Below are 18,571 nucleotides of genomic sequence, written 5' to 3'. Positions count from 1 at the left end.
AAATTCTCTTTCATCATAGTATTTGCTCATGGAATCTCCTCCTTTATCTGGATACTCCTATCGTAAATACAAATGTCTTATTTGCCAATAACTTGTTAGTTGAAATCATCATTTCAACCATCAGTTGAATAAAAAACTCCTGAAATTCAGGAGCTATAAGTTTTCCAACACGCTTTTCTCATGATCCAGCAATACCTGTTTTTTAAATATACCTCCGGCATATCCTACCATCTTATTATTGGAACCAATAACACGATGACAAAGAATTAAGATCATAAGCTTATTTTTATTATTAGCCATACCAACAGCTCTTACAGCTTTTGGATGATCGACCTTTTGTGCTATATCTTTATATGTGCATGTCTGCCCATAAGGAATCTGAAGCAGTGCATTCCATACTTTTAGCTGAAAAGGCGTGCCATCAAGCTTTAACGGTAATTCAAACGATAATCTTTTCCCCATAAAATATTCTTTTAATTGCTTTTTTACTTCCTTTGACAAAGAGCTTTCACATGCTTTTTCTTCTATTTCATCCACAAATTCGCACTCTAAAACATATTCATCATCACATACGATCTTGATGAGTCCAATTAACGATTTATAATAATCTACATACATTCTATACACCTTCTTGTGATATTATAATACATAATTAAGATTTCTGCACCAATATATTTAACTTTTATATTCCTTTTCCTGCCAATTTTTACCATCTTATTCATGTATTGTTTAACACATATATCCATCTCAATGAATATATATATCTTTAAATTCTTTATAAAAATATAATTTTTTAAACGTCAAAAATAAAAAGCCCGATCGTTCGGACTTATTCGATACATGGAGCAGTGAGTTGCACAATTCCGAAACTAAATTTCGTCCATGCAGTTTTCTTGCAAAAATATAATATCATAAATGTTCAAAAAAGTATAGTAATTTTTTTAAAAAACTTAAATATGTGAAAAAGATTAAATATTAATTTTTCTTTTTTGATCTATTCAATTTAAATAAATTGATCGTTTTAAACTTATAGCTGTATTCTAAAGAACAATAATATTTTTGAAATATAGATCTTTTCTCTAATTCACTTAATGGAAAAAAAGTCGAAAAATATTCTTTATCAGCTTTTTTGATCTGAGCTTTGATTTTTTTGATGTTTTTTAGTATCTCTTTTCTTTCTTGCTCGTAATCATCATCTGATATAAGATTGTTATCATAATCATGGTTTAATATATCTTTTCTTTTAAATAGCCGTTTTTCTTTTTCTTGAAGTTCGAGATATAATTCTAAGTCCTGTGGCTTTTTTTTCCATTCAGCACGTAATCTTGGATAAACCATACAGTGTAGCTTATTTTCATTGATTCTTTTTAAACAATTGGGGCATTCATAATATTTGTATATTTTATATACTCTTTTGGAGGAATTTTTTTTGACGTTCTTTCTTACTTTGACTGTTACATCATTTCTTGTCCAACATCCACAGTCGGCACATTTCACAAGACCACCATATACATAATCATATTTTCTTGTTTTTGTAACTGAATCAAGAGATGAGTTTGCTAATTCAGCTAATTCTTTTGTTACATAGGCAGGCTGATGATTTTCCTGATAGTACCAGCATGAAGCGAAACATCCCCAGTAAATGGGATTTCTGATGATTCTAACAACAGCGTTTTCATCCCAACGCATTCCACCAGCTCTTTCTTTATCAAGTTTTCTAGCTAATGAACGAGTTGTATCTATACGATACGCAATAAAAGTAAAAATTCTAGGTATTATTTTTTCCCATCCGTATCCTTCTTTTTTATCAAGCTTTGTCCCGCTCTTTGAAGAAGCTGGATTTTTTACTCTAATATATCCCCTTGGTGCGCGTCCACCCTTGGAGTAGTTTCCTTGACGGGCGCTTTCCTTTAAGCCACGCAAGGTTCTCGGTCTTACCTGCGATACTTCATAATATGCTGTTAAGGTCTTTATATCACCGGAAAAACTACCTTGAAAAGTGCTTGTATCCCAGTCAAACGAGTTACTTACTACTGCTACATTAAATCTAGAAAACACTTTGTTAAAAGAATAGCGATGAACAGGAACTCTAGTCAAACGATCTGAATCGACAATATAAATTTTCCTAATCATTCCACGAGAACAGTCTTTCAACATTTTTTTCAATTCTGGACGATGAACATTCGTTCCTGAGTAGCCATCATCTACATACCAGGTCTCAATTTTTTCTTCGTTTCGCTCAGCCATTGACTCAATTTCCTGTTTCTGACCGTCAACACTATAGCCTCTTTTTCTTTGTTCGTCGGTTGACACACGAACATAACCAACATTGCACATATATATGCCTCCTTTTCAATAATAGGTAAGAGAAGTACCTATATTTTCTAAGAGGCATATTGCGTGTATTTCTGTCTGCCTGGCAAGCACTTTAGTGCGAGACGCCGTAGGGCAACAGTAGACAGAATATAAGCAATATGTTATTTCAATATATATGGGATATACAAAAAACGCTCACATAGATGCAAGCGTTTTTTGTAGTGCTTTTGATAACTAATACGGGATTATTTCCCATAGATATTATAGCAAAAGAAGAAAAAAAAATCCATATTTTTTAATCAAATTTTATCTTGATTTGCTTTTATACAGATCCATTTCAATCTTATATCGGATATCATCAAAATCATATCCATAAAAAATGTCTTTTTTTATATTTTCAATTTGCTGTTCACCGTAGCCCATATACTCAAGTTCATCAAATAATTCTTTAAAATCTTCCTGTTCTATTTTAAGATCATAAACCCATTGACGGCAACGATTTTCCAGCAGATTGAAATCAACGCATTTATCTTTATCGATATTCATATAATCGATTCCTTTGGTTATGGACTTATAAAGCTGATTTTCACAGAAATTCTTTATTTCATGTTTATGCTTTTGAATATATTCATACTCTTTGATAACAAGCGATCTGTATTGAATATCATTGATTTTATCAAATTGAACAGCTTTAAATTCTGAACGAGGTACTGGAATCATTTTACCCATCATAAGCTTTGCACAGACTTCGAGCTTATCATATCGAGAAAACGATTCAACGTATTTAACCGAATTGTCATAACCCGATCTTGCAAACTGAGTACCATCAGCTAGAATTTCATAATCTTTATCTGGTTTTGCAGAAGACAAGGGAATAAGGTAATTGAACCATTTTACAGGATGAATGATTCCAACGTATAACCTTGATCTATCCTTATCGTCTTTCATGACCTGTGGATCTATCTGATATAAATAATCAATGTATTCTTTATTTATTGTATAAAATTTCATAAAATTTCTCCTTAAATGTAATAAAAAAACACAGATCAATAAGATCTGTGCTTCTTTGTAGTTAAAGCCGGAACTAAGGCATCCTCTACTCCACATACATCATTATACTGTCACTTAGTATGTTTAGACAGTACCACTTTTGCTACTCAGCAGGTCATAGTGATAATACCTGTAATTATTATAGCAATCTTGGCCTTTTTTTTCAATATATATTCTTTCAATTTGTCGCCATTAAGGGAAAATGTCACCATTCGTTAAGCGAAAATGTCACCATTCCATATATCAAAAGCTTGACATCCTGTATTGTAATATACAGGAGGTGTTTTTTATGAAAATCCTCTTTGCAAATGAGGATTTTTTGAAGAAAAAGAGCAAAGTTTAGTCATTGAAATGTAAATTTAATAGATTGTTTTATCTTTTTCCTTTCTATTATCTTTATAGTTTATAAGATCCTGATTCCAGTCTTTCGATTCAGGAATATCAGATGTATAGTTTTTGATTCGAGTAAAAAAAGGCTGATATTTTTCTACGAATTTATCATAAACCTGTCTTCCTGCTTTATCATTATCTGAAGCTATGATCACAGTATCGATATAGTCGTGGATCTCCGGTCTTGTAAGATAATTGATTCTGAATGTTTCACTGATACAGTTACACGAATCACTACCTAATACATTAAAATCAATTGGCTTGTTTAACTCTTTTGCCATTGAATAATAGCTGATGGCATCAATATAGGATTCTGTCAGAACAAGCTTAGTAGCTCCTGGACACACTTCTAAAAAATAACCTGTAAATGGATTGGAGCTTTCCTGTGTATTTTTAAAACTGGAATAAGTCGAACGTGTAAAGGCTGCATCGATTTCTCCTTTCCAGTTTCTGCAGGCAAATACGGCCATTCCGTTTTTATCCTGATAAAGAAGCCCCTGGCTGATCAGCTTATTTATCAGTTCTTCATCGCATCCTCTTTGATTGATCAGATAGTCCTTGATCTTGTAATTGGTATTTGCTTTTTCAGGAAGAACGAAGGGTTTTCTTTCTTCAGCTTCATATTTAAACTCTCGTTTTTCTTCTGGAAGATTTCTATAATACTTATCCAATTCTTCTATAGCTTTTCGAAATGAAAGCTTTTCTATGCCTGTAAGAAATTTGATTGCATCTCCGCTCTTGCCTTCTGAATTCCAGTAAAAGCAGTTTTTGTTCATGTCAATAACAAAGGAATCATGCTGTTCGCATCGATAATAATTGGATCCCTGTCTTCTAAATGAATATCCTGTACGTTCCTGAATGAAATCCAGGACATTGATATTTTCTTTCAGATTTTTAACATACTCATCCGAGTAATTTATATTTTTATTGACATATACTCCATCAAAGGCATCAGCAAGCTTTTGAGGTGTGGTTGTTACCTTAAAATATTCGATTCCGCCTTTTTTGTTGGTTACACATTTGCTGAGAGCCAGTTCACGATCTGCATAAAAGTAGAGCAGGGTATATCCTTCCTGCTTTGGATCAGGTTTGCAGAAACACTCCGGAATCAGCAGAATATGAGAAGCATAGATACCTGCTTCTTTCGGCAGTACGACTCTTTTACTGTATTCGATTCCGTTTGCCTGTTTGACACGTCCTCGAATACGATCGTTCCCGACCGAAATAGTAATGATATCTTTCATAATTAGTATCCTTTCATCATGAGATTGACAAGAGACTGATTGAATTTCATGACCTGCTGGAATCGAGGCTGAAATAATATCTTATATCTTCCTCCAGGTTCTACACAGATGACACCAATGACCTTTTTTTCCTGAAGATAGCTCATCCATTTGTCATTGATAAGATTTTCCTTATCGGACGGAATGACGATCCAGCTTTTGTTGACGTATTCTGCATTTGCTTCTGCCTGAAGGATCACTTTTTTGATATCAGCTAATTTAAATTCAAAAGCATTAAGCTGATAATTTCCTTGAAACTGTTCAACAGTAACCAGGTCTGCTCCTCCTTCACGAAGCGGGCATTCAAACTGGTGACGATGTGCGCGTCCTGTACGATTGTAATTTTCCCAAAAAACTGTCTTGAGTTCTTTTTCACTTAAAAAGCCATTTCTCATAATTTCCTCCTAAAATTGTTTTTAAATAAAACAACCTGGCAATTTGCCAGGCTGTTAGCTTGGTGTATATTCATATCCTATAAATAGGCCATCATCTCCGGTAAGCACGCTGCATTTACCTGAATGATTTCCTCGATAAGCAGAGCAGGCATTATACGCATCCAGCGGATCATTTGGATTATTCGGATCCGGCATCATGTAGCCATCAGAAAACAGAAACTTTTTTGATGGAAGGGAAGATGGAACTGTAGTAGAATTATTGCTTCCTCCGCTTTCATTCTGGCTTTCTGAAGCTGAATTTGTTCCACCTGAAGATATTTGTCCATTCTGTGGTGTTTCTGTCTCAGATTCTTTTTTTATCAGCACAAGAAGTGTCTCTTCTGCTGAATTGCCGGATGTGTCAGTAAGACTATAATCAACATACTGTTCACTTTGTTCCCAGTCTATAACGTTGCTGCACTCAACATCTTCACTTGACAGCGAATCAATATTATCCCGCACTTCTGAAATGTAGGCTTTACAGGAGAAAGAATCTCCTTTCTTTAATTCTATTTTTTCTTCAGAAAGCTTGAGAACGGGAGCCTCTCCATCGATGACATTGACGATCAGATTTCTGAATATTGTTTTCTTTCCGTTCGTAACAGAATAAACAATCGTATATGTACCGGGAGTGCCTGAATCAAAGTCATTCGTATTGATCCTCAGTTCAGAATCTTCACTGTAGGATTCTACCTGGTCGCCAGGGTTAAACGCTTCATTTGTCTTAAGCTGTACAACCTGTTCTTTTAAAACGAGTTCAAGATTTTCAAAATATAAGGCAATCGTGTCTTTGTTTAGATAGACGAGACTGCATACTGCAATTACCGATGCTGCCAATACTATCATCCAGGTAATATTTTTCAGCCACTTTCTTCGAGTCCTTTCATACTGTTCATTGTAAAATCCCATTTCATTGTAGATATGTTCAAGAATTTTGCGCATTTCATCAGCGGGAATATCCGGAGAACAGATGACCTTAATATCAATACCGTTTTCTTTTGCTTCACGAAGTATTTTCATCTGCTCGCTGGAAAAGTGAATATTCGCAAATTCAGTTACATCGATACCATGTCTGTTTCCCAAATCGAGTTCATGCCACTGATCAGGGGTGAACGGAATGTTTTTAAATTTTTCTTTGATATCCTGCATGCTACATTCTTTCACTACCTGGCAAATTGCCAGGTAATTCATTTGGAATGATGCCCGCCTTCATAAAGTCTTCCTTATTTTTCTTATCAAGTATAATTCCATTCATCTTGGCACCGTCAAAAACATTCTGATAAAAATGGGCACCATACAAAATTGCATTGCTTAGATCAGCATTGGAAAAATTGCAGTAGGATAGTTCACATCCGGTGAAAATACAGTCGGTTAGATCACATCCGCTGAAATTGATTCCTGAAAGATTGCGATCCTGAAAGTTGAACGAATGAAAATCATGATCTGAAAAATCCGGTGCTTTTGCTTTGTTTAAAAGAAGGGAGCTTCCTTTTTTCTCGTGTTTATCCAGCACTGTTTCAAGTTCTTCCTTGCTCATCGTCATCAGTCTGCTGTTTAACTGGGAATCCAGCATTTCAGTAATATATTCTTTCAAAGGAAGATATTTCTCAGAAAATTCATCACCTAAAAGATCTCCAAAGGACTCAAAAACACCAAACAGTTCAAAAAGGCATCGGCTTACCATGCGATTGAACCTTTTTTGTATCTGTTCCTGATTCTTCTCGTATTTTTCAAATATCGTTCCTTCGACCTCGCACTGATTGACTTCTGCTCCTGAAATATCAGCAAGTGTGAAATTTGCATTGTTAAGAATCGTATCATTGAACTGGCTGTTTGCAAAAACTGCTTTTATAAATGAAGCAGCCGGTATCTGACAGGAGTTAAATTTTGTATCGTCAAATTTTGACTCGTTGAATGAGACCAGGCCCTTGCACTCACTGAATGTACATGATTTAAACTCACATTCTGAGAAAATGGTATTGCTGAAACTAAGACCACTGAATTTCATTCGTTGGAAAATACATTTGTCATAGACAATATCTTCAGTTTCCATATTAGATACAATTTCCTCAGTAAAGGTCATACTGCTAATCAGTCCGTCATTCTCCTTCTTTTTTGCCTCCATAGTAAAATTTTTAAACTGTAGTTCCATAACTTTCTTCTAAGTCTCCTTTCTCTTTTAAGCGCTGTATCAGCATATCAATAATATTGTAGTAAGCAACTTCCTTAAATTTTGGGAAGGCTTGCCCGGAATCTCTCTTTCCTTTGTAGTAAACACATTTGTTGTAGGCAAGCATCCGCGTGATAAATGGATTGCGTCTCTGGCGATGTATGACTACTTCACCAATATTAAGGTGCTGCAGACGATCGGTTGAAATAACTGGTCTTGTTTCGTATCGTTTTTGCGATGGAACCCACACCTGATGCGAACCGCACATATCACTGAAATTCTTTAGTGTTTTCTGATCGTTAGACATCAGAAATACAGTATTTGTACACTGGGACTGAATCGTTGCTGCCATTTTTTCACCATATTTGTCGCTAATCTGCTGATCATTCTGTACGGCAAGATAGAAACGGATGCCTCGTGATCTGCCAGCCGTTAAAATAGAATCAATATCCTGAAACGGCGGACAGTTTCCGAATTCGTCGATAATAAAGTTAAAAGGAATCGGCAGAAACTCGCCGGCACCGGTATGCTTTGTTTCACGGGTGACTTTAATGAGAGCTTCATAAAGCTGTTTAGTAAAAAGTGTGACCAGTGGATGATAGATCTTCTTTTCATCATGAACAATTAGAAAAATAGCTGTTTTCTTTTTGCCGGCATCTTCTAAGTTAAATGTAGTCTGCGATGTCATTTTCATGATGTCTTCATTTGCGGTTAGGATTCTTAATTTCTGGTTAAAGGTAGAAAGAATTCCTTTTGTTGTATCCGCAGCACCATCCAGTGTGTCGCGAAGCTGCATCGAACTAAAATCATCGGGCTTTCTAAAATTTTTGATGTAATAGCTCAGATAACTGGTGACATTGATTCCCAGTTTCTGTCGCAGTTCTTTAGAAATTGTTTCAAAACCCAGCTGTCCCAGCAGCTTTACTGATTTAAAGTTGATCAGCGTTTCTTTTCCTTCTTCCATCAAAAAAGACGCACATCCTGAAATCAGATCTGCTGCCTTTTCCTTCCAGAAAGGATCTTTTGTATTTTCATCATAGCAAAGAGTAGATGCCAGGGAAAGAAGCTGCTCATTTGCTTCCGAAACATTAAGTCTTGGCTTGGAAAGAAGGTGTTCGGCCAGTCTTCCGCCGCTAAGTCCCGCCTTTTTAAGTTCCCAGTCTTTCAGCTCTTTTTCATACCGGTCATACGCTTCCTGATAGGTTTTCCATATTGAGGTTAGAGGGTTCCATCCATCCGAGTTCTTCGGATCGATGAAATTCAGCTTAATCACATTATAGCCATCCCGAATTAGAGAAGTTGCGGTATAATCGTAAAGCTCGCCTTTCATATCGTTGATCAGCATAGACTCTCCCGTCATTCTCAGATTTTCAATGAGCTGAAGAATTAATGAGAACGATTTTCCGGATCCTGTCATACCTAATATTTTTGTGTGCGTATCGCCGGAGTCTACATAACTGTGGTGCTTGAATATCAGAGGTGTATAAATGGGCAGTCCGCCTCGCTTGTGGACTTTTTTGCCTTCGATATTCCAGGTCTTGATTGTATTCAGTTTTTTAACATCATCAACACGCAGCAGAGTAAGAAAACTGTTGATCAGCCGTTTGGAAGGATCCAGCCACTGATCAACAACATCCATAGCAGAATGCTCTAAAAGTTTTTCCGAATCATAGGAAAGACGAGTAGTACCTTTTTTAGCTTCGTGTAATGAAGATAATTTAGAAAAACTTTCCAGATCATCTTTACTTTTTTTCTTTTTACTGTGTGAACCGCTTGTGAGAATCATATAGATGATTCCAAGCCATATCAGAAGTCCGACAAAAAGAGTAAACTCCCACGCACCAGCTCGCAGTGACAAAAGGCTGGGGTCTAGCGAGATTCCGATTGGATCTTTCAGATATATGAATTTGATCGCCTGAATTCCTAAGAAGATGCTTAATGCAAATATGATGATTCCGCTTATGAGAATGAATAGTATTTTTTTCATGAACTAACCAATTTCCTTTCTTTGCTGCAGATAGATATCAAGGTCTCTTTCTTTTTCTGCAATATCACGGTTCATAGACCTCATCACATCCTTTTTCAATGCATTTGTGAAACCTGGTCCAGTTCGATAGGATCTCATTTTCTTGATGGACGGCTTGAAGTAAAGTTTCTTTTCTTCTTCAGCATTTTCGACCTGCTGCTTCACATCGAACGTTCGCTGAGCAGGATAATTGGAAAAAATTCTTTCTTTTGATTCAGTATGTGTTTCCAGAATGTTGTCATTTTTCAGAATTTCAGAGTCCTCATGTTCCCGTACTATATATTCATCTTTTGTAAACTGAACAATGTAGTTCCCGTTATCTGTTTTAAATATATCTTCTTTTGGTATCATAAAACTGCTTTTAGTTCCTGGTAGTCTGACTACAATTCCATCTTCAACAGTTTTCACAATTTCTTCAGCAGAAATAGTGGACATTAAAATACCTGGCAAATTGCCAGGTAGGGAATCAAGCGTGATATTTGTGCGATATATCTTGTTTTTATAGATGCTGTTAAATATGTTCAGGACTTCCTTTGTCGTTATAGTGCCAGTAGAGATCGGTAAACGGTTAGCATAGATATCCTGCTTTGAGCCATATTCCTTAATCTGATAATCGATGTCATCAAACAAAACTACCGGATTTCCGTTTTCCGGCATAGTGATCTTGCTTCTATCGACTTCCACAGTAATGGGCTGAAAAGGTACTTTGATCTCAAAAGTTGAATCATTCTCTTTGATATATGAAGGATCGACTTCCATCTGTACTTGGAAATCCAGTCTGCCTTTATAATCCTTCAAAATTGCATTACCGACAAGAGTATAAAGATTTTTTATTTCTGCTTCCTTGATGGTCTGTATATCATGACCGGCGAATTCGTTCATCGCTGATGCAAGCTGATTTACTGTTTCACACCATTTTTCATAAACTTCCCGAACGCCATCAAGTTTCAGGCATTCTTCAATCTGTTCGTCAATAAGTTTTTTATAGGGAGCCATATTTTTCGAGTTATACTGAAGCCTTCCGGATTTTGGAAGCATCTTATATAATCCTTCTAAAGTTCTGACTTCTATCATAGATTTTTTGATGGATTCGATGATTTTATTCCTGTATGCGTCTTTCTGTTTCATATATTCCTCCGATGTTGTACCGACTCTTTCAGCCAGTTTCTCTCTTAATCCTAATTCTTCAATAAAGAAGCGTTTAAACGTATTGAGCTGTTTTTCAGTAATTTTTCCTTTAGTACGGCTTTGAGTACGTTCAAGAAATGTTAAATGAATATGGGGATGATCCTTATTTGTGTGATAGTTCATCCAGTAAATCATATTAGAAGGTTCAAGACCTATACTTTTAAAGAAACGGGGAAGAGCTTTGCTTACAGCGTTTGCCCAGTCGTCTACCGTTCGCATATTGTATTTATCTGCCAGATCGTAATCTTCCATAGAAATGACAGTATCCCATGCCAGATTTCCCTGTTCCGAAAATGCCTCAGCAACCTCTTTTCTGAATTCAGTATAGTTTTCATCTTTCAGCCATCCAAGATGCGTATATGTTTTTTCACTTCCACCATGAGAAGTATAGCCAAGAAAACCGCCTTTGCACTGGTTGTCTTTTCTTTCGTCTGCCGCATCTTCTCTTGAAGTGTAGTTAAACCATCCTACAAGGGAAGAGGCTGTTAGTATGCCTTTGAATCGGCTTCCTTCCGGCGCTTCTTTTCCGTTTTCGAGAAAACGGAATTTTCCAATCAGTTCCGGCACCATATCACTCCTTTCTTTTGTCTGAAATCAATTCTGTCTTTAAAATAAAATACCTGGCAATTTGCCAGGTAACATTTAAAATTTTCATCTTTTTTTTGATAAAGGAAGAACATGATCAATTGCCTCCATCCAAAGATCATCATCTTCAGAAAGAGAATGACCGCTTTCCTGAATGTAAGAAATAATTTCATCTATATATTTGTTTTTTATTAGTTCTCCTTTTTCAATGCTAATCAGATTTTTTTCAACAAGAGTATCGATTGTATTTTCATAATTTTTAAGCGCTTTTTGATCTAAACATTTATTCAAAGATTGGTTTCGCTGTCTGTTTTCTTTTTTTGACCAGGTTTTTTTCTGCTCATATAAAATAAAATCTATTAATGGAGTTAATTCGCTATCCTCCTGGTCGAATTTTTCTAAAGCGCTGTAATACATTTTTTTATCTTCTTCGTAGATGATAATGGGATCAATATCATGAATCATGAGATAGTAATTTAATAAAGTTCTTCCAACTCGGCCATTCCCATCGGCAAAGGGATGGATGTTTTCAAACGCTGCATGTAAATAAGCCGCTACAGTGATATGATCTTTTCCGTTATAGGAATTTATTTCCTGAAGCAAATCCATGAGATCCTGCTCAACATTTTCAGGTCGGCTACCCACTTCGTTGATTCCTGTAACATAATCATGTTTTTTAAATTCACCAGGTCTTTCACCGTTAATATTGTATCTATATTCATCATAAGTACCTTTTGTTAATTCATAATGAATAGCTTTGATGAGTCCTAAATCTATTTTTTCTTTAATTATAATTTTCTCCTTTAAAAAATTATAGCATTGTTTTTGATTTTCAATTTCAAATAAGGTTTTTAATTCTCCTGTAAATGATATAACTCTGCCTTTTTCAAAAATCTCTCTGGTGTCATGATAGGTAATACTGTCGTTTTCAATCTTATTAGAGTTATATGCAAACAAGATACGGAAATCTCTTAACTTATCATCTAATTCTTCAATGGTTTGAAATTTCATAAGAATCCTCCTGTTTTGAAACTATTATATCACAATTTATAGATATATTGATTTTTATTCAAATACCTGGCAAATTGCCAGGTAAATTTATCTGCCTTTTCTCACAGAAATATGAATATCTTCAGCAACCTCTTTAATTACATCAAACCAGATATCTTCGCTTTTTAACTCTTCAACCGAACATTTTTTTAATTGTTCAAGAACTGCCTCTTTATGTTCGGTCATGATAAGGTCTGCTGTATTTTGATCGATAAGTCCATCTTCCACAAGTGTATTTATTCTATCTTCAAGAATCTCATCATTTATGATCCCTTCCTTGAGCTGATAGATTTCAAGATGGCCTGTTAGTGTTTTCGCCACAAGACCTGTACTCATAAATCCTTTCTCCTGAAAAACAGATCCTGCTCCTGTTTTGTTTGCCTGAACCAGCATTTCAGTAAAATGATTATCGACTCTGCGATATACAACGATATTTTCTGGAATTCTAGGTGCAGAACAGACAACGATTTTCATTAGATCAGTCAATTTAGAATAGATGCTTTCCTGATTGTTATTTCTCAGAACCTGATTGATATCACGATACATATTTCCCAGATAGCACTCCAGTACAGAAGTATATAGAGGATCATTGACGGATTCATCTGCTTTTCTCATCGTCTCTTTGTATTTTTTTGCCCATTCTTTATAAATAGATTCTCCCCAGCTGCTTGCTTCATTCCGATCCGTAAATTCTCGATAATCTTCCTTTGCTTTCTGCATAGGGATAATTCCGCCGTATTTTCTTTCTAGGCTTATTTTTCCAATTTTATCAAACATATTTATCTACCTCCAGTAATTTTTAATAAGATATTTTAGTGACGGCACAAGCTAGAATTTATTACCTGGCAACTTGCCAGGTAGCATCAGCGTGACATTCTTTGATGTAGACCGTGTGTCTCTACGATCTCATCAATAGCTTCCAGCAGAATGTCGTCATGGTTCATGAATTCATTCTGAAAATCATTAAAAGCGTTCATGTCACAATGTTTTTCTGCAATAACAGAAATAATCTCATCCTTGCAGTCCTGATATATGCTGCTGATCAGTTCTGTATCATAGTCGATATTGTCAGCAAGAGTGCTGATTTTTAAATCGATGGTGTAATTCAGATAACCCTCCAGCATTTTCTTATTTGATTCCAAAAGACTCCTTTCGAGTTCTTCAAAAATCTTGACTGGTTCATCATTATAAAAAACTCTTTTGCCTTTCCACGACTTGTTTGTATCATTGATCGCATTCACAACTTTGATCCCTCTGCCGCCATCATTGACAAATGAATCAAGATTTTTGGTATAGTCATCTACAAGTATGTCATAAGACCGAATGCCTTTTTCTATGTAAAGACTCTTAGGTTCACCGCATTTCGCAAATAGAATGTGGTCCTTTTTCAGATTTGAAGTAACATAGGTGGAAAGCCACTCTTTCTTTTCAGGTATTGCATAGGGTGATTCCACCGCTGCCGTCAATATGTAGCACTGTTCCGGATAGCAGTTGATCATCATGTTCACAGCTTCCAGAACAGAAGCCTGCGGCAGCAGATTTTTGAAATAACCCTGCTGATACAAAACTTCTTCCGATTCGATCTGATTGTTGAAATGAGCAAGTACGCCATCCATATCAAAAAATATTCGCGATCCGCTGAGTATCTGTTCTTCCATGTATTTCAGGGAAGTCGAATATTTAGCAGTGTCTTCCATTTTGTATGAGTAAAATTCTTTTCTTCCAATGATGATATGATCGAGAAATTTGATTCCTGTCAGTTTGCAAATTTCTTTAATTTTTTCAGTTGTAAAATTATCAGCATGACTTGGCATGCAGTTTCCGCTAGGATGATTATGGATCAGCATGATTTGAGCTGCATTGGATAATAAGGCAGATTTTGCAATATTCTTGAAATCTATAAATGCCTGATCCAGTCCGCCGACAGCTATTACATGAGCATTGAGTACCTGATTGGCATTATTCAGATTGAGACACATGACCATTTCACGATCGAGCCATTTCAGCTCATTGGCAATAACATTGATAGCTTCAAGCGGGGAATTGATAGCCTTATCCGAAACCAGTTCTTTTTCCTTGACAAGACGGATGCCTACGATATCCAGTGAGTTATTCATTTTTATCCACCCTGATGCCTTCTCTTGAGATAATTAGTTTTTCATCTTCGTTTAGATTAATGATCATTTTGATAAGTTGTTCGCAAGTAATTGAATCCATTTTAGTCTCCTTTCAGATTACCTGGCAATTTGCCAGGTTATTTTTTTTCAGATAGTTTTACATTTACAACATTGGGAATGTAGTCTTCATATACTGATTTTTTGTTGTAAAGCACATCACGTATTACGCTGTCATCGCGAGGAAGATCTGTATTGAATTTTGCAAACAGATAAAGCAGTTCCAGAATCTGATGCTGATTGAATAAAATCGTATTGAGAGATTCATCGCGAATGTTCAGTGCATCGTTGATCGCACGCTGGATAGATAGCTCCACTCTGTTGAGGTATGCACTTCCTACCTGTGCATCGATCTTCATTGTATAAAGCTGGTCTATTGCTTCTTCTATAATCTCTGTTTCACTTTGTCCCTTTAAGCCAAGCGTTTCTGCCTGCTGCTGAGATATGTCTGTAAGCATTTTTAATTTATCGAATGTTTCTTTTGAGAAACGGTAAGATTTTTGTGATTTTGCCAAAAATATGCACGCTCCTTTCGTGATACAGTAAAAAAGCACAAAAATTGAAAATCAGCCCTAGAAATAAGGACTTTTTAAGGAATTTTTTGAAGGAAAAAAGCAAAGGAAAAACTGTATCACAATTTTGTGATACAACGTGATACAAAAAAAGCCTTTAAAATTAAGAAATCGCCCGTTGGGCGATTGTCCAAAAAAGAGGAATGTATCACATTTCTCCTTATCCTGGTAACAAAATACTAGACAAAACGGCTGTATCACGTTTTGCTGGCATTAAAAGAAAAAGAGGGAGGAATATAACGGAGGAATATGATGGGAACTCTGCTGGAATTAGACTGAACGATTTACCTGGCAATTTGCCATGTAAGAAGGGAAGATTAGAAAAAAGCAGAATCGGTTGAGATTCTGCTAGTTCAACTGGTCTTTATTGGTTTCATCGATGATATCCAGTATGCTGTCCATACCTTGAGAAGATATCCGTTTAAAGTCCTCAGCAATTTCATCTTTGATGATAGTGTTTTTCTTAATTTTGGAAAACTCCTGCCAGCAGTATTCCAAAGCGTCTACCATTGGTGATGAAATACTGTTGTAGTTAGTTTTAGTGTCTATCAATAGCAATGCCTTAAAGAAAAACTTTGGATTTTCTTTAAGCATTTCATTAAGCATATCATAATAAGGTTTCAATAAATTCAATTCTATGCTTGGTTCATTGCTCATCAGTTCAATAAGTTCTTTACTTAACGTTTTTTTATAATGTTCTTTTGGAACGATTGTATTTTCAAAACTATAAGTCATATCACTGATACTTTGTGCCATTTTGTCTACTGGCAATTTACTAAACTCATCATAATATTTTCTACCCATTTTAATCGCCCTCCATATTATTTCAGCAATTCATTTCCAATGCTTGTCATCATACCAGTCAGAACACCATTCTTTACCAGTTTTCTGATATGAGTGATGTCACCGAAATAACCGTCATCACACTGTTCATCAGTTGCAATGGAATAGACTGTATTGTTGTACAAATAATAGTCCCAGTTTCCGTCCGCTTTTAGTAAAAGTGTGCCTTTCTTCCTTACTTCATGTTCTCTATACATTTTTTCCTCCTTTGTGGCATGGTAACCACGAACTCTGTAAGGCTCATGTACCTTACACTTTCTTCGGATCAGCGTCCGGGGAGGGAAGTCAAGCGGCAAGCACTTTAGTGCGAGACGCCGTAGGGCAACGCTTGATGACCGACTTGGATGCGATATTCCATATTTCTTTTGCAGGATTAATAGAAAACAACATGGCAAATTGCCATGTTGGAACCTTAAATCATAAATGTCGCGTATTACAGAATAGTGAGAAAATTAAGTTGTTTATGATATAACGAAAAAAGAAGCTAAATTCATTAGCTTCTCATTTTATTATCTTGCTGTAAATATTCATTTTGGTATGAACAATAAATGGTTGCATGAAATAATTTTATTTAATCGTCATAGTGTCCTTTGCATGAAACTATATAGATTATTTCATTTTCTTCATAATAAACAAGACGGTTGACATCATCAATGCGTCTGCTCCACATTTTGCTTAAATTTCCTTTTAAAGCTTCAGGCTTGCCAATGCCATCATAAGCATTTCTTTGTATGTCCTTGATAAGAGTGTTAATCCTTTTTAAAGTCTTTTTATCTTGTGTTTGCCAGTAAAGATAGTCATCCCATGCACGGTCTTCCCATAGCAACTTCATTTACTCTTCCTCAATAAGCTCGTGTTCAGAAAAATGTGCTTGTCCGTTTTTTATATCTTCAGCTATTTTTTCTAAATAACGAATATTGCTTTTTGAATAGAATGGATCCACAGAAATTTCAAAAGGGATGCGCTTTTCTCTTGCTACTTTTTTTGCAAAAATTGTAAAAGCCGTACTCATAGACATTCCCAATTCTGAACAAGTTTTTTCCATGCTTTTCTTCACATCTTCATTAAGCTTAAAATTGACATTTACCATTTGTGACATTTAGAATCACTCCTTTTCTACTTAAATTATAATCTAAAATAAAGAAAAATACAATAAAAATCATTTAATAATTCTTTATTTTTTCTATGATACTCCTCAACACTTCTTCTTCCCTTTGCATATAAATTCCATATTTCTTTCAAAGGATTAATAGAAAACAACATGGCAAATTGCCATGTTGGAACCTTAAATCATAAATGTCGCGTATTACAGGACAAGGGATAAAATTATGTAGTTTATGATAATACGAAAAAAGAAGCTAAATCATAGCTTCTCATCTTATTTTCTTGTTACAAACTGAATTTTTAGATCCATGTTCAAAGCGTCGGCAATCCGTTCCAGTATTTTTAGTGATAACGGTCGTTGACCACTTTCAATCTTGCTGATGTCCGCCTGTGTCATTCCACATTTATCTGCAAGTTCCTTTTGAGTCATATTTTGCTGATGCCTTGCATGAATCAGTTCAAAAATAGGGTCAAGTTCTTTATCAGGTTTCTCGTATTCCTTTTTAAATTCGGGATCCTGAAGCTGTTCATTTAAGAAATCACTAAATTTTCTTTCTTTCATTTCCTATCTTCCTCCTGTTCCTGTAAATAATCACTTCGATATGCTTTTGCAATTCTAATTTCTGAAATTGGTGTCTTTTGTGTCTTTTTAACAAATCCATTTGTCAGTACAATTTTTCTGCCTATGTAGAAAAAATATAAAACTCTTGTTATATTGGTTCCTGTTTTTGCTCTTAATTCAAAGATTCCATCTTCAAGATGTTTACTAAAAGGTTGTCTGAGCATATTTCCTTCGAGTTCCAGTAGCGAGATCTCTTTAACTATCTTAGCTCGCATTTTTTTATCCAAAGAGAGAAGAAAGTCTTCAACAGGGCACTCACCATTTCTCTTTCTATAAAAAATTACTTCAAAATTTTCCATCAACTTTATCTCCATTTATATAATATGGAAAAATTTCCATATTGTCAAGTGTTAGTTTAAAATTTCTCCGTCGATTCCACCACTTAAATTCCAATATTCTCTTAAATATTTTTCAGTTTCTTCAATACTAGCTTGTCCATCGTGACCATCATCAATTTGATAAGTACCATCGATATATTCAGGTTCTGTTCCTAAAGGGATCGTATCAATATTGTTCTTTAAAAATTGAATAGCTTCTTCAATGGTTTCAGCCTTTACCTCTACTTTGTCCCAAACTTCCCATTTTACTGGAATACTAAATTTTTTCATTTTCTTACCTCTAAGGGGATTGCCCTGTCTCTGCAAGACATCTTGTGTACCTTACACTTTCTTGAGATCGGCAGCTGAGGAGGGAAGTCAAGCGGCAAGCACTTTAGTGCGAGACGCCGTAGGGCAACGCTTGATGAGTGACTTGGATGCGATATT

Annotated in this window: 20 protein-coding genes; all 20 read right to left on the bottom strand. The window is 35.5% G+C overall.

The genetic code is table 11. The annotated features are described in order from the left end of the window. Nucleotides 1-153 precede the first annotated feature (153 nt). Nucleotides 154-618 (bottom strand): methylated-DNA--[protein]-cysteine S-methyltransferase, encoded by a 465-nt coding sequence (locus tag ACZYT3_RS11960; RefSeq protein ID WP_464088816.1) that lies wholly within the window; start codon nucleotides 616-618, stop codon nucleotides 154-156. Nucleotides 619-975: 357 nt separating this feature from the next. Continuing rightward, the gene (locus ACZYT3_RS11955) at nucleotides 976-2,337 is read right to left on the bottom strand and encodes a recombinase family protein (RefSeq protein ID WP_464088815.1); all 1,362 of its coding nucleotides are present in this window, start codon (nucleotides 2,335-2,337) and stop codon (nucleotides 976-978) included. A 285-nt stretch (nucleotides 2,338-2,622) separates the two neighbouring features. After that, nucleotides 2,623-3,327: a type III toxin-antitoxin system ToxN/AbiQ family toxin gene (locus tag ACZYT3_RS11950; protein WP_464088814.1), complete on the bottom strand. Its 705-nt coding sequence runs from the start codon at nucleotides 3,325-3,327 to the stop codon at nucleotides 2,623-2,625. Nucleotides 3,328-3,725: 398 nt separating this feature from the next. Next, nucleotides 3,726-5,000, bottom strand: a complete 1,275-nt coding sequence (locus tag ACZYT3_RS11945; RefSeq protein WP_464088813.1) for a toprim domain-containing protein — start codon at nucleotides 4,998-5,000, stop codon at nucleotides 3,726-3,728. A gap of 2 nt (nucleotides 5,001-5,002) precedes the next feature. Then, nucleotides 5,003-5,434 carry a hypothetical protein gene (locus tag ACZYT3_RS11940; RefSeq protein ID WP_071441707.1) on the bottom strand — a complete coding sequence of 144 codons (432 nt, stop codon included), beginning with the start codon at nucleotides 5,432-5,434 and terminating at the stop codon, nucleotides 5,003-5,005. Between the two features lie 54 nt (nucleotides 5,435-5,488). Beyond that, nucleotides 5,489-6,664, bottom strand: a complete 1,176-nt coding sequence (locus ACZYT3_RS11935) for a hypothetical protein (RefSeq protein WP_464088812.1) — start codon at nucleotides 6,662-6,664, stop codon at nucleotides 5,489-5,491. After that, the gene (locus ACZYT3_RS11930) at nucleotides 6,624-7,625 is read right to left on the bottom strand and encodes a pentapeptide repeat-containing protein (RefSeq protein ID WP_071441709.1); all 1,002 of its coding nucleotides are present in this window, start codon (nucleotides 7,623-7,625) and stop codon (nucleotides 6,624-6,626) included. The genes ACZYT3_RS11935 and ACZYT3_RS11930 overlap by 41 nt, the downstream gene beginning before the upstream one ends. After that, nucleotides 7,609-9,630, bottom strand: a complete 2,022-nt coding sequence (locus tag ACZYT3_RS11925; RefSeq protein ID WP_071441710.1) for a type IV secretory system conjugative DNA transfer family protein — start codon at nucleotides 9,628-9,630, stop codon at nucleotides 7,609-7,611. Before ACZYT3_RS11925 ends, ACZYT3_RS11930 begins: the two co-directional genes overlap by 17 nt. Before the next feature lie 3 nt (nucleotides 9,631-9,633). Further along, nucleotides 9,634-11,427 carry a relaxase MobL gene (mobL, locus tag ACZYT3_RS11920; RefSeq protein WP_464088811.1) on the bottom strand — a complete coding sequence of 598 codons (1,794 nt, stop codon included), beginning with the start codon at nucleotides 11,425-11,427 and terminating at the stop codon, nucleotides 9,634-9,636. Between the two features lie 81 nt (nucleotides 11,428-11,508). Next, nucleotides 11,509-12,453: a Fic family protein gene (locus ACZYT3_RS11915; protein WP_464088810.1), complete on the bottom strand. Its 945-nt coding sequence runs from the start codon at nucleotides 12,451-12,453 to the stop codon at nucleotides 11,509-11,511. 87 nt (nucleotides 12,454-12,540) lie between these two features. Beyond that, nucleotides 12,541-13,269: an ADP-ribosyltransferase gene (locus ACZYT3_RS11910; RefSeq protein WP_464088809.1), complete on the bottom strand. Its 729-nt coding sequence runs from the start codon at nucleotides 13,267-13,269 to the stop codon at nucleotides 12,541-12,543. An 86-nt stretch (nucleotides 13,270-13,355) separates the two neighbouring features. Then, complete coding sequence (locus ACZYT3_RS11905) at nucleotides 13,356-14,609, bottom strand: JAB domain-containing protein (protein ID WP_464088808.1); 1,254 nt, start codon at nucleotides 14,607-14,609, stop codon at nucleotides 13,356-13,358. A 137-nt stretch (nucleotides 14,610-14,746) separates the two neighbouring features. Further along, nucleotides 14,747-15,181, bottom strand: a complete 435-nt coding sequence (locus ACZYT3_RS11900) for a hypothetical protein (RefSeq protein ID WP_071441716.1) — start codon at nucleotides 15,179-15,181, stop codon at nucleotides 14,747-14,749. Nucleotides 15,182-15,586: 405 nt separating this feature from the next. After that, nucleotides 15,587-16,042, bottom strand: a complete 456-nt coding sequence (locus ACZYT3_RS11895; RefSeq protein WP_071441718.1) for a hypothetical protein — start codon at nucleotides 16,040-16,042, stop codon at nucleotides 15,587-15,589. A 17-nt stretch (nucleotides 16,043-16,059) separates the two neighbouring features. After that, nucleotides 16,060-16,278 (bottom strand): hypothetical protein, encoded by a 219-nt coding sequence (locus tag ACZYT3_RS11890; protein ID WP_071441719.1) that lies wholly within the window; start codon nucleotides 16,276-16,278, stop codon nucleotides 16,060-16,062. A gap of 374 nt (nucleotides 16,279-16,652) precedes the next feature. Then, the gene (locus ACZYT3_RS11885) at nucleotides 16,653-16,913 is read right to left on the bottom strand and encodes a Txe/YoeB family addiction module toxin (RefSeq protein ID WP_071441722.1); all 261 of its coding nucleotides are present in this window, start codon (nucleotides 16,911-16,913) and stop codon (nucleotides 16,653-16,655) included. Continuing rightward, the gene (locus ACZYT3_RS11880) at nucleotides 16,914-17,171 is read right to left on the bottom strand and encodes a type II toxin-antitoxin system RelB/DinJ family antitoxin (RefSeq protein ID WP_464088817.1); all 258 of its coding nucleotides are present in this window, start codon (nucleotides 17,169-17,171) and stop codon (nucleotides 16,914-16,916) included. Nucleotides 17,172-17,459: 288 nt separating this feature from the next. Beyond that, the gene (locus ACZYT3_RS11875) at nucleotides 17,460-17,747 is read right to left on the bottom strand and encodes a helix-turn-helix domain-containing protein (RefSeq protein WP_071441724.1); all 288 of its coding nucleotides are present in this window, start codon (nucleotides 17,745-17,747) and stop codon (nucleotides 17,460-17,462) included. Next, the gene (locus ACZYT3_RS11870) at nucleotides 17,744-18,106 is read right to left on the bottom strand and encodes a type II toxin-antitoxin system RelE/ParE family toxin (RefSeq protein WP_071441725.1); all 363 of its coding nucleotides are present in this window, start codon (nucleotides 18,104-18,106) and stop codon (nucleotides 17,744-17,746) included. The genes ACZYT3_RS11875 and ACZYT3_RS11870 overlap by 4 nt, the downstream gene beginning before the upstream one ends. A 51-nt stretch (nucleotides 18,107-18,157) precedes the next feature. Further along, a complete protein-coding gene (locus ACZYT3_RS11865) occupies nucleotides 18,158-18,415 on the bottom strand; it encodes a hypothetical protein (protein ID WP_071441726.1) in 258 nt (85 codons plus the stop codon). Between the last annotated feature and the right edge of the window lie 156 nt (nucleotides 18,416-18,571).

It is taken from the genome of Traorella sp. mt218 (genome assembly GCF_055420025.1).
This window is presented reverse-complemented; position numbering and strand designations above follow the sequence as displayed.

What these genes read in the sequence shown, in the direction of transcription:
- ACZYT3_RS11960 (WP_464088816.1), bottom strand. Translation starts at nt 618, where the DNA reads ATGTATGTAGATTATTATAAATCGTTAATTGGACTCATCAAGATCGTA.
- ACZYT3_RS11955 (WP_464088815.1), bottom strand. Translation starts at nt 2,337, where the DNA reads ATGTGCAATGTTGGTTATGTTCGTGTGTCAACCGACGAACAAAGAAAA.
- ACZYT3_RS11950 (WP_464088814.1), bottom strand. Translation starts at nt 3,327, where the DNA reads ATGAAATTTTATACAATAAATAAAGAATACATTGATTATTTATATCAG.
- ACZYT3_RS11945 (WP_464088813.1), bottom strand. Translation starts at nt 5,000, where the DNA reads ATGAAAGATATCATTACTATTTCGGTCGGGAACGATCGTATTCGAGGA.
- ACZYT3_RS11940 (WP_071441707.1), bottom strand. Translation starts at nt 5,434, where the DNA reads ATGAGAAATGGCTTTTTAAGTGAAAAAGAACTCAAGACAGTTTTTTGG.
- ACZYT3_RS11935 (WP_464088812.1), bottom strand. Translation starts at nt 6,664, where the DNA reads ATGAATTACCTGGCAATTTGCCAGGTAGTGAAAGAATGTAGCATGCAG.
- ACZYT3_RS11930 (WP_071441709.1), bottom strand. Translation starts at nt 7,625, where the DNA reads ATGGAACTACAGTTTAAAAATTTTACTATGGAGGCAAAAAAGAAGGAG.
- ACZYT3_RS11925 (WP_071441710.1), bottom strand. Translation starts at nt 9,630, where the DNA reads ATGAAAAAAATACTATTCATTCTCATAAGCGGAATCATCATATTTGCA.
- mobL (WP_464088811.1), bottom strand. Translation starts at nt 11,427, where the DNA reads ATGGTGCCGGAACTGATTGGAAAATTCCGTTTTCTCGAAAACGGAAAA.
- ACZYT3_RS11915 (WP_464088810.1), bottom strand. Translation starts at nt 12,453, where the DNA reads ATGAAATTTCAAACCATTGAAGAATTAGATGATAAGTTAAGAGATTTC.
- ACZYT3_RS11910 (WP_464088809.1), bottom strand. Translation starts at nt 13,269, where the DNA reads ATGTTTGATAAAATTGGAAAAATAAGCCTAGAAAGAAAATACGGCGGA.
- ACZYT3_RS11905 (WP_464088808.1), bottom strand. Translation starts at nt 14,609, where the DNA reads ATGAATAACTCACTGGATATCGTAGGCATCCGTCTTGTCAAGGAAAAA.
- ACZYT3_RS11895 (WP_071441718.1), bottom strand. Translation starts at nt 16,042, where the DNA reads ATGGGTAGAAAATATTATGATGAGTTTAGTAAATTGCCAGTAGACAAA.
- ACZYT3_RS11890 (WP_071441719.1), bottom strand. Translation starts at nt 16,278, where the DNA reads ATGTATAGAGAACATGAAGTAAGGAAGAAAGGCACACTTTTACTAAAA.
- ACZYT3_RS11885 (WP_071441722.1), bottom strand. Translation starts at nt 16,913, where the DNA reads ATGAAGTTGCTATGGGAAGACCGTGCATGGGATGACTATCTTTACTGG.
- ACZYT3_RS11880 (WP_464088817.1), bottom strand. Translation starts at nt 17,171, where the DNA reads ATGGTAAATGTCAATTTTAAGCTTAATGAAGATGTGAAGAAAAGCATG.
- ACZYT3_RS11875 (WP_071441724.1), bottom strand. Translation starts at nt 17,747, where the DNA reads ATGAAAGAAAGAAAATTTAGTGATTTCTTAAATGAACAGCTTCAGGAT.
- ACZYT3_RS11870 (WP_071441725.1), bottom strand. Translation starts at nt 18,106, where the DNA reads ATGGAAAATTTTGAAGTAATTTTTTATAGAAAGAGAAATGGTGAGTGC.
- ACZYT3_RS11865 (WP_071441726.1), bottom strand. Translation starts at nt 18,415, where the DNA reads ATGAAAAAATTTAGTATTCCAGTAAAATGGGAAGTTTGGGACAAAGTA.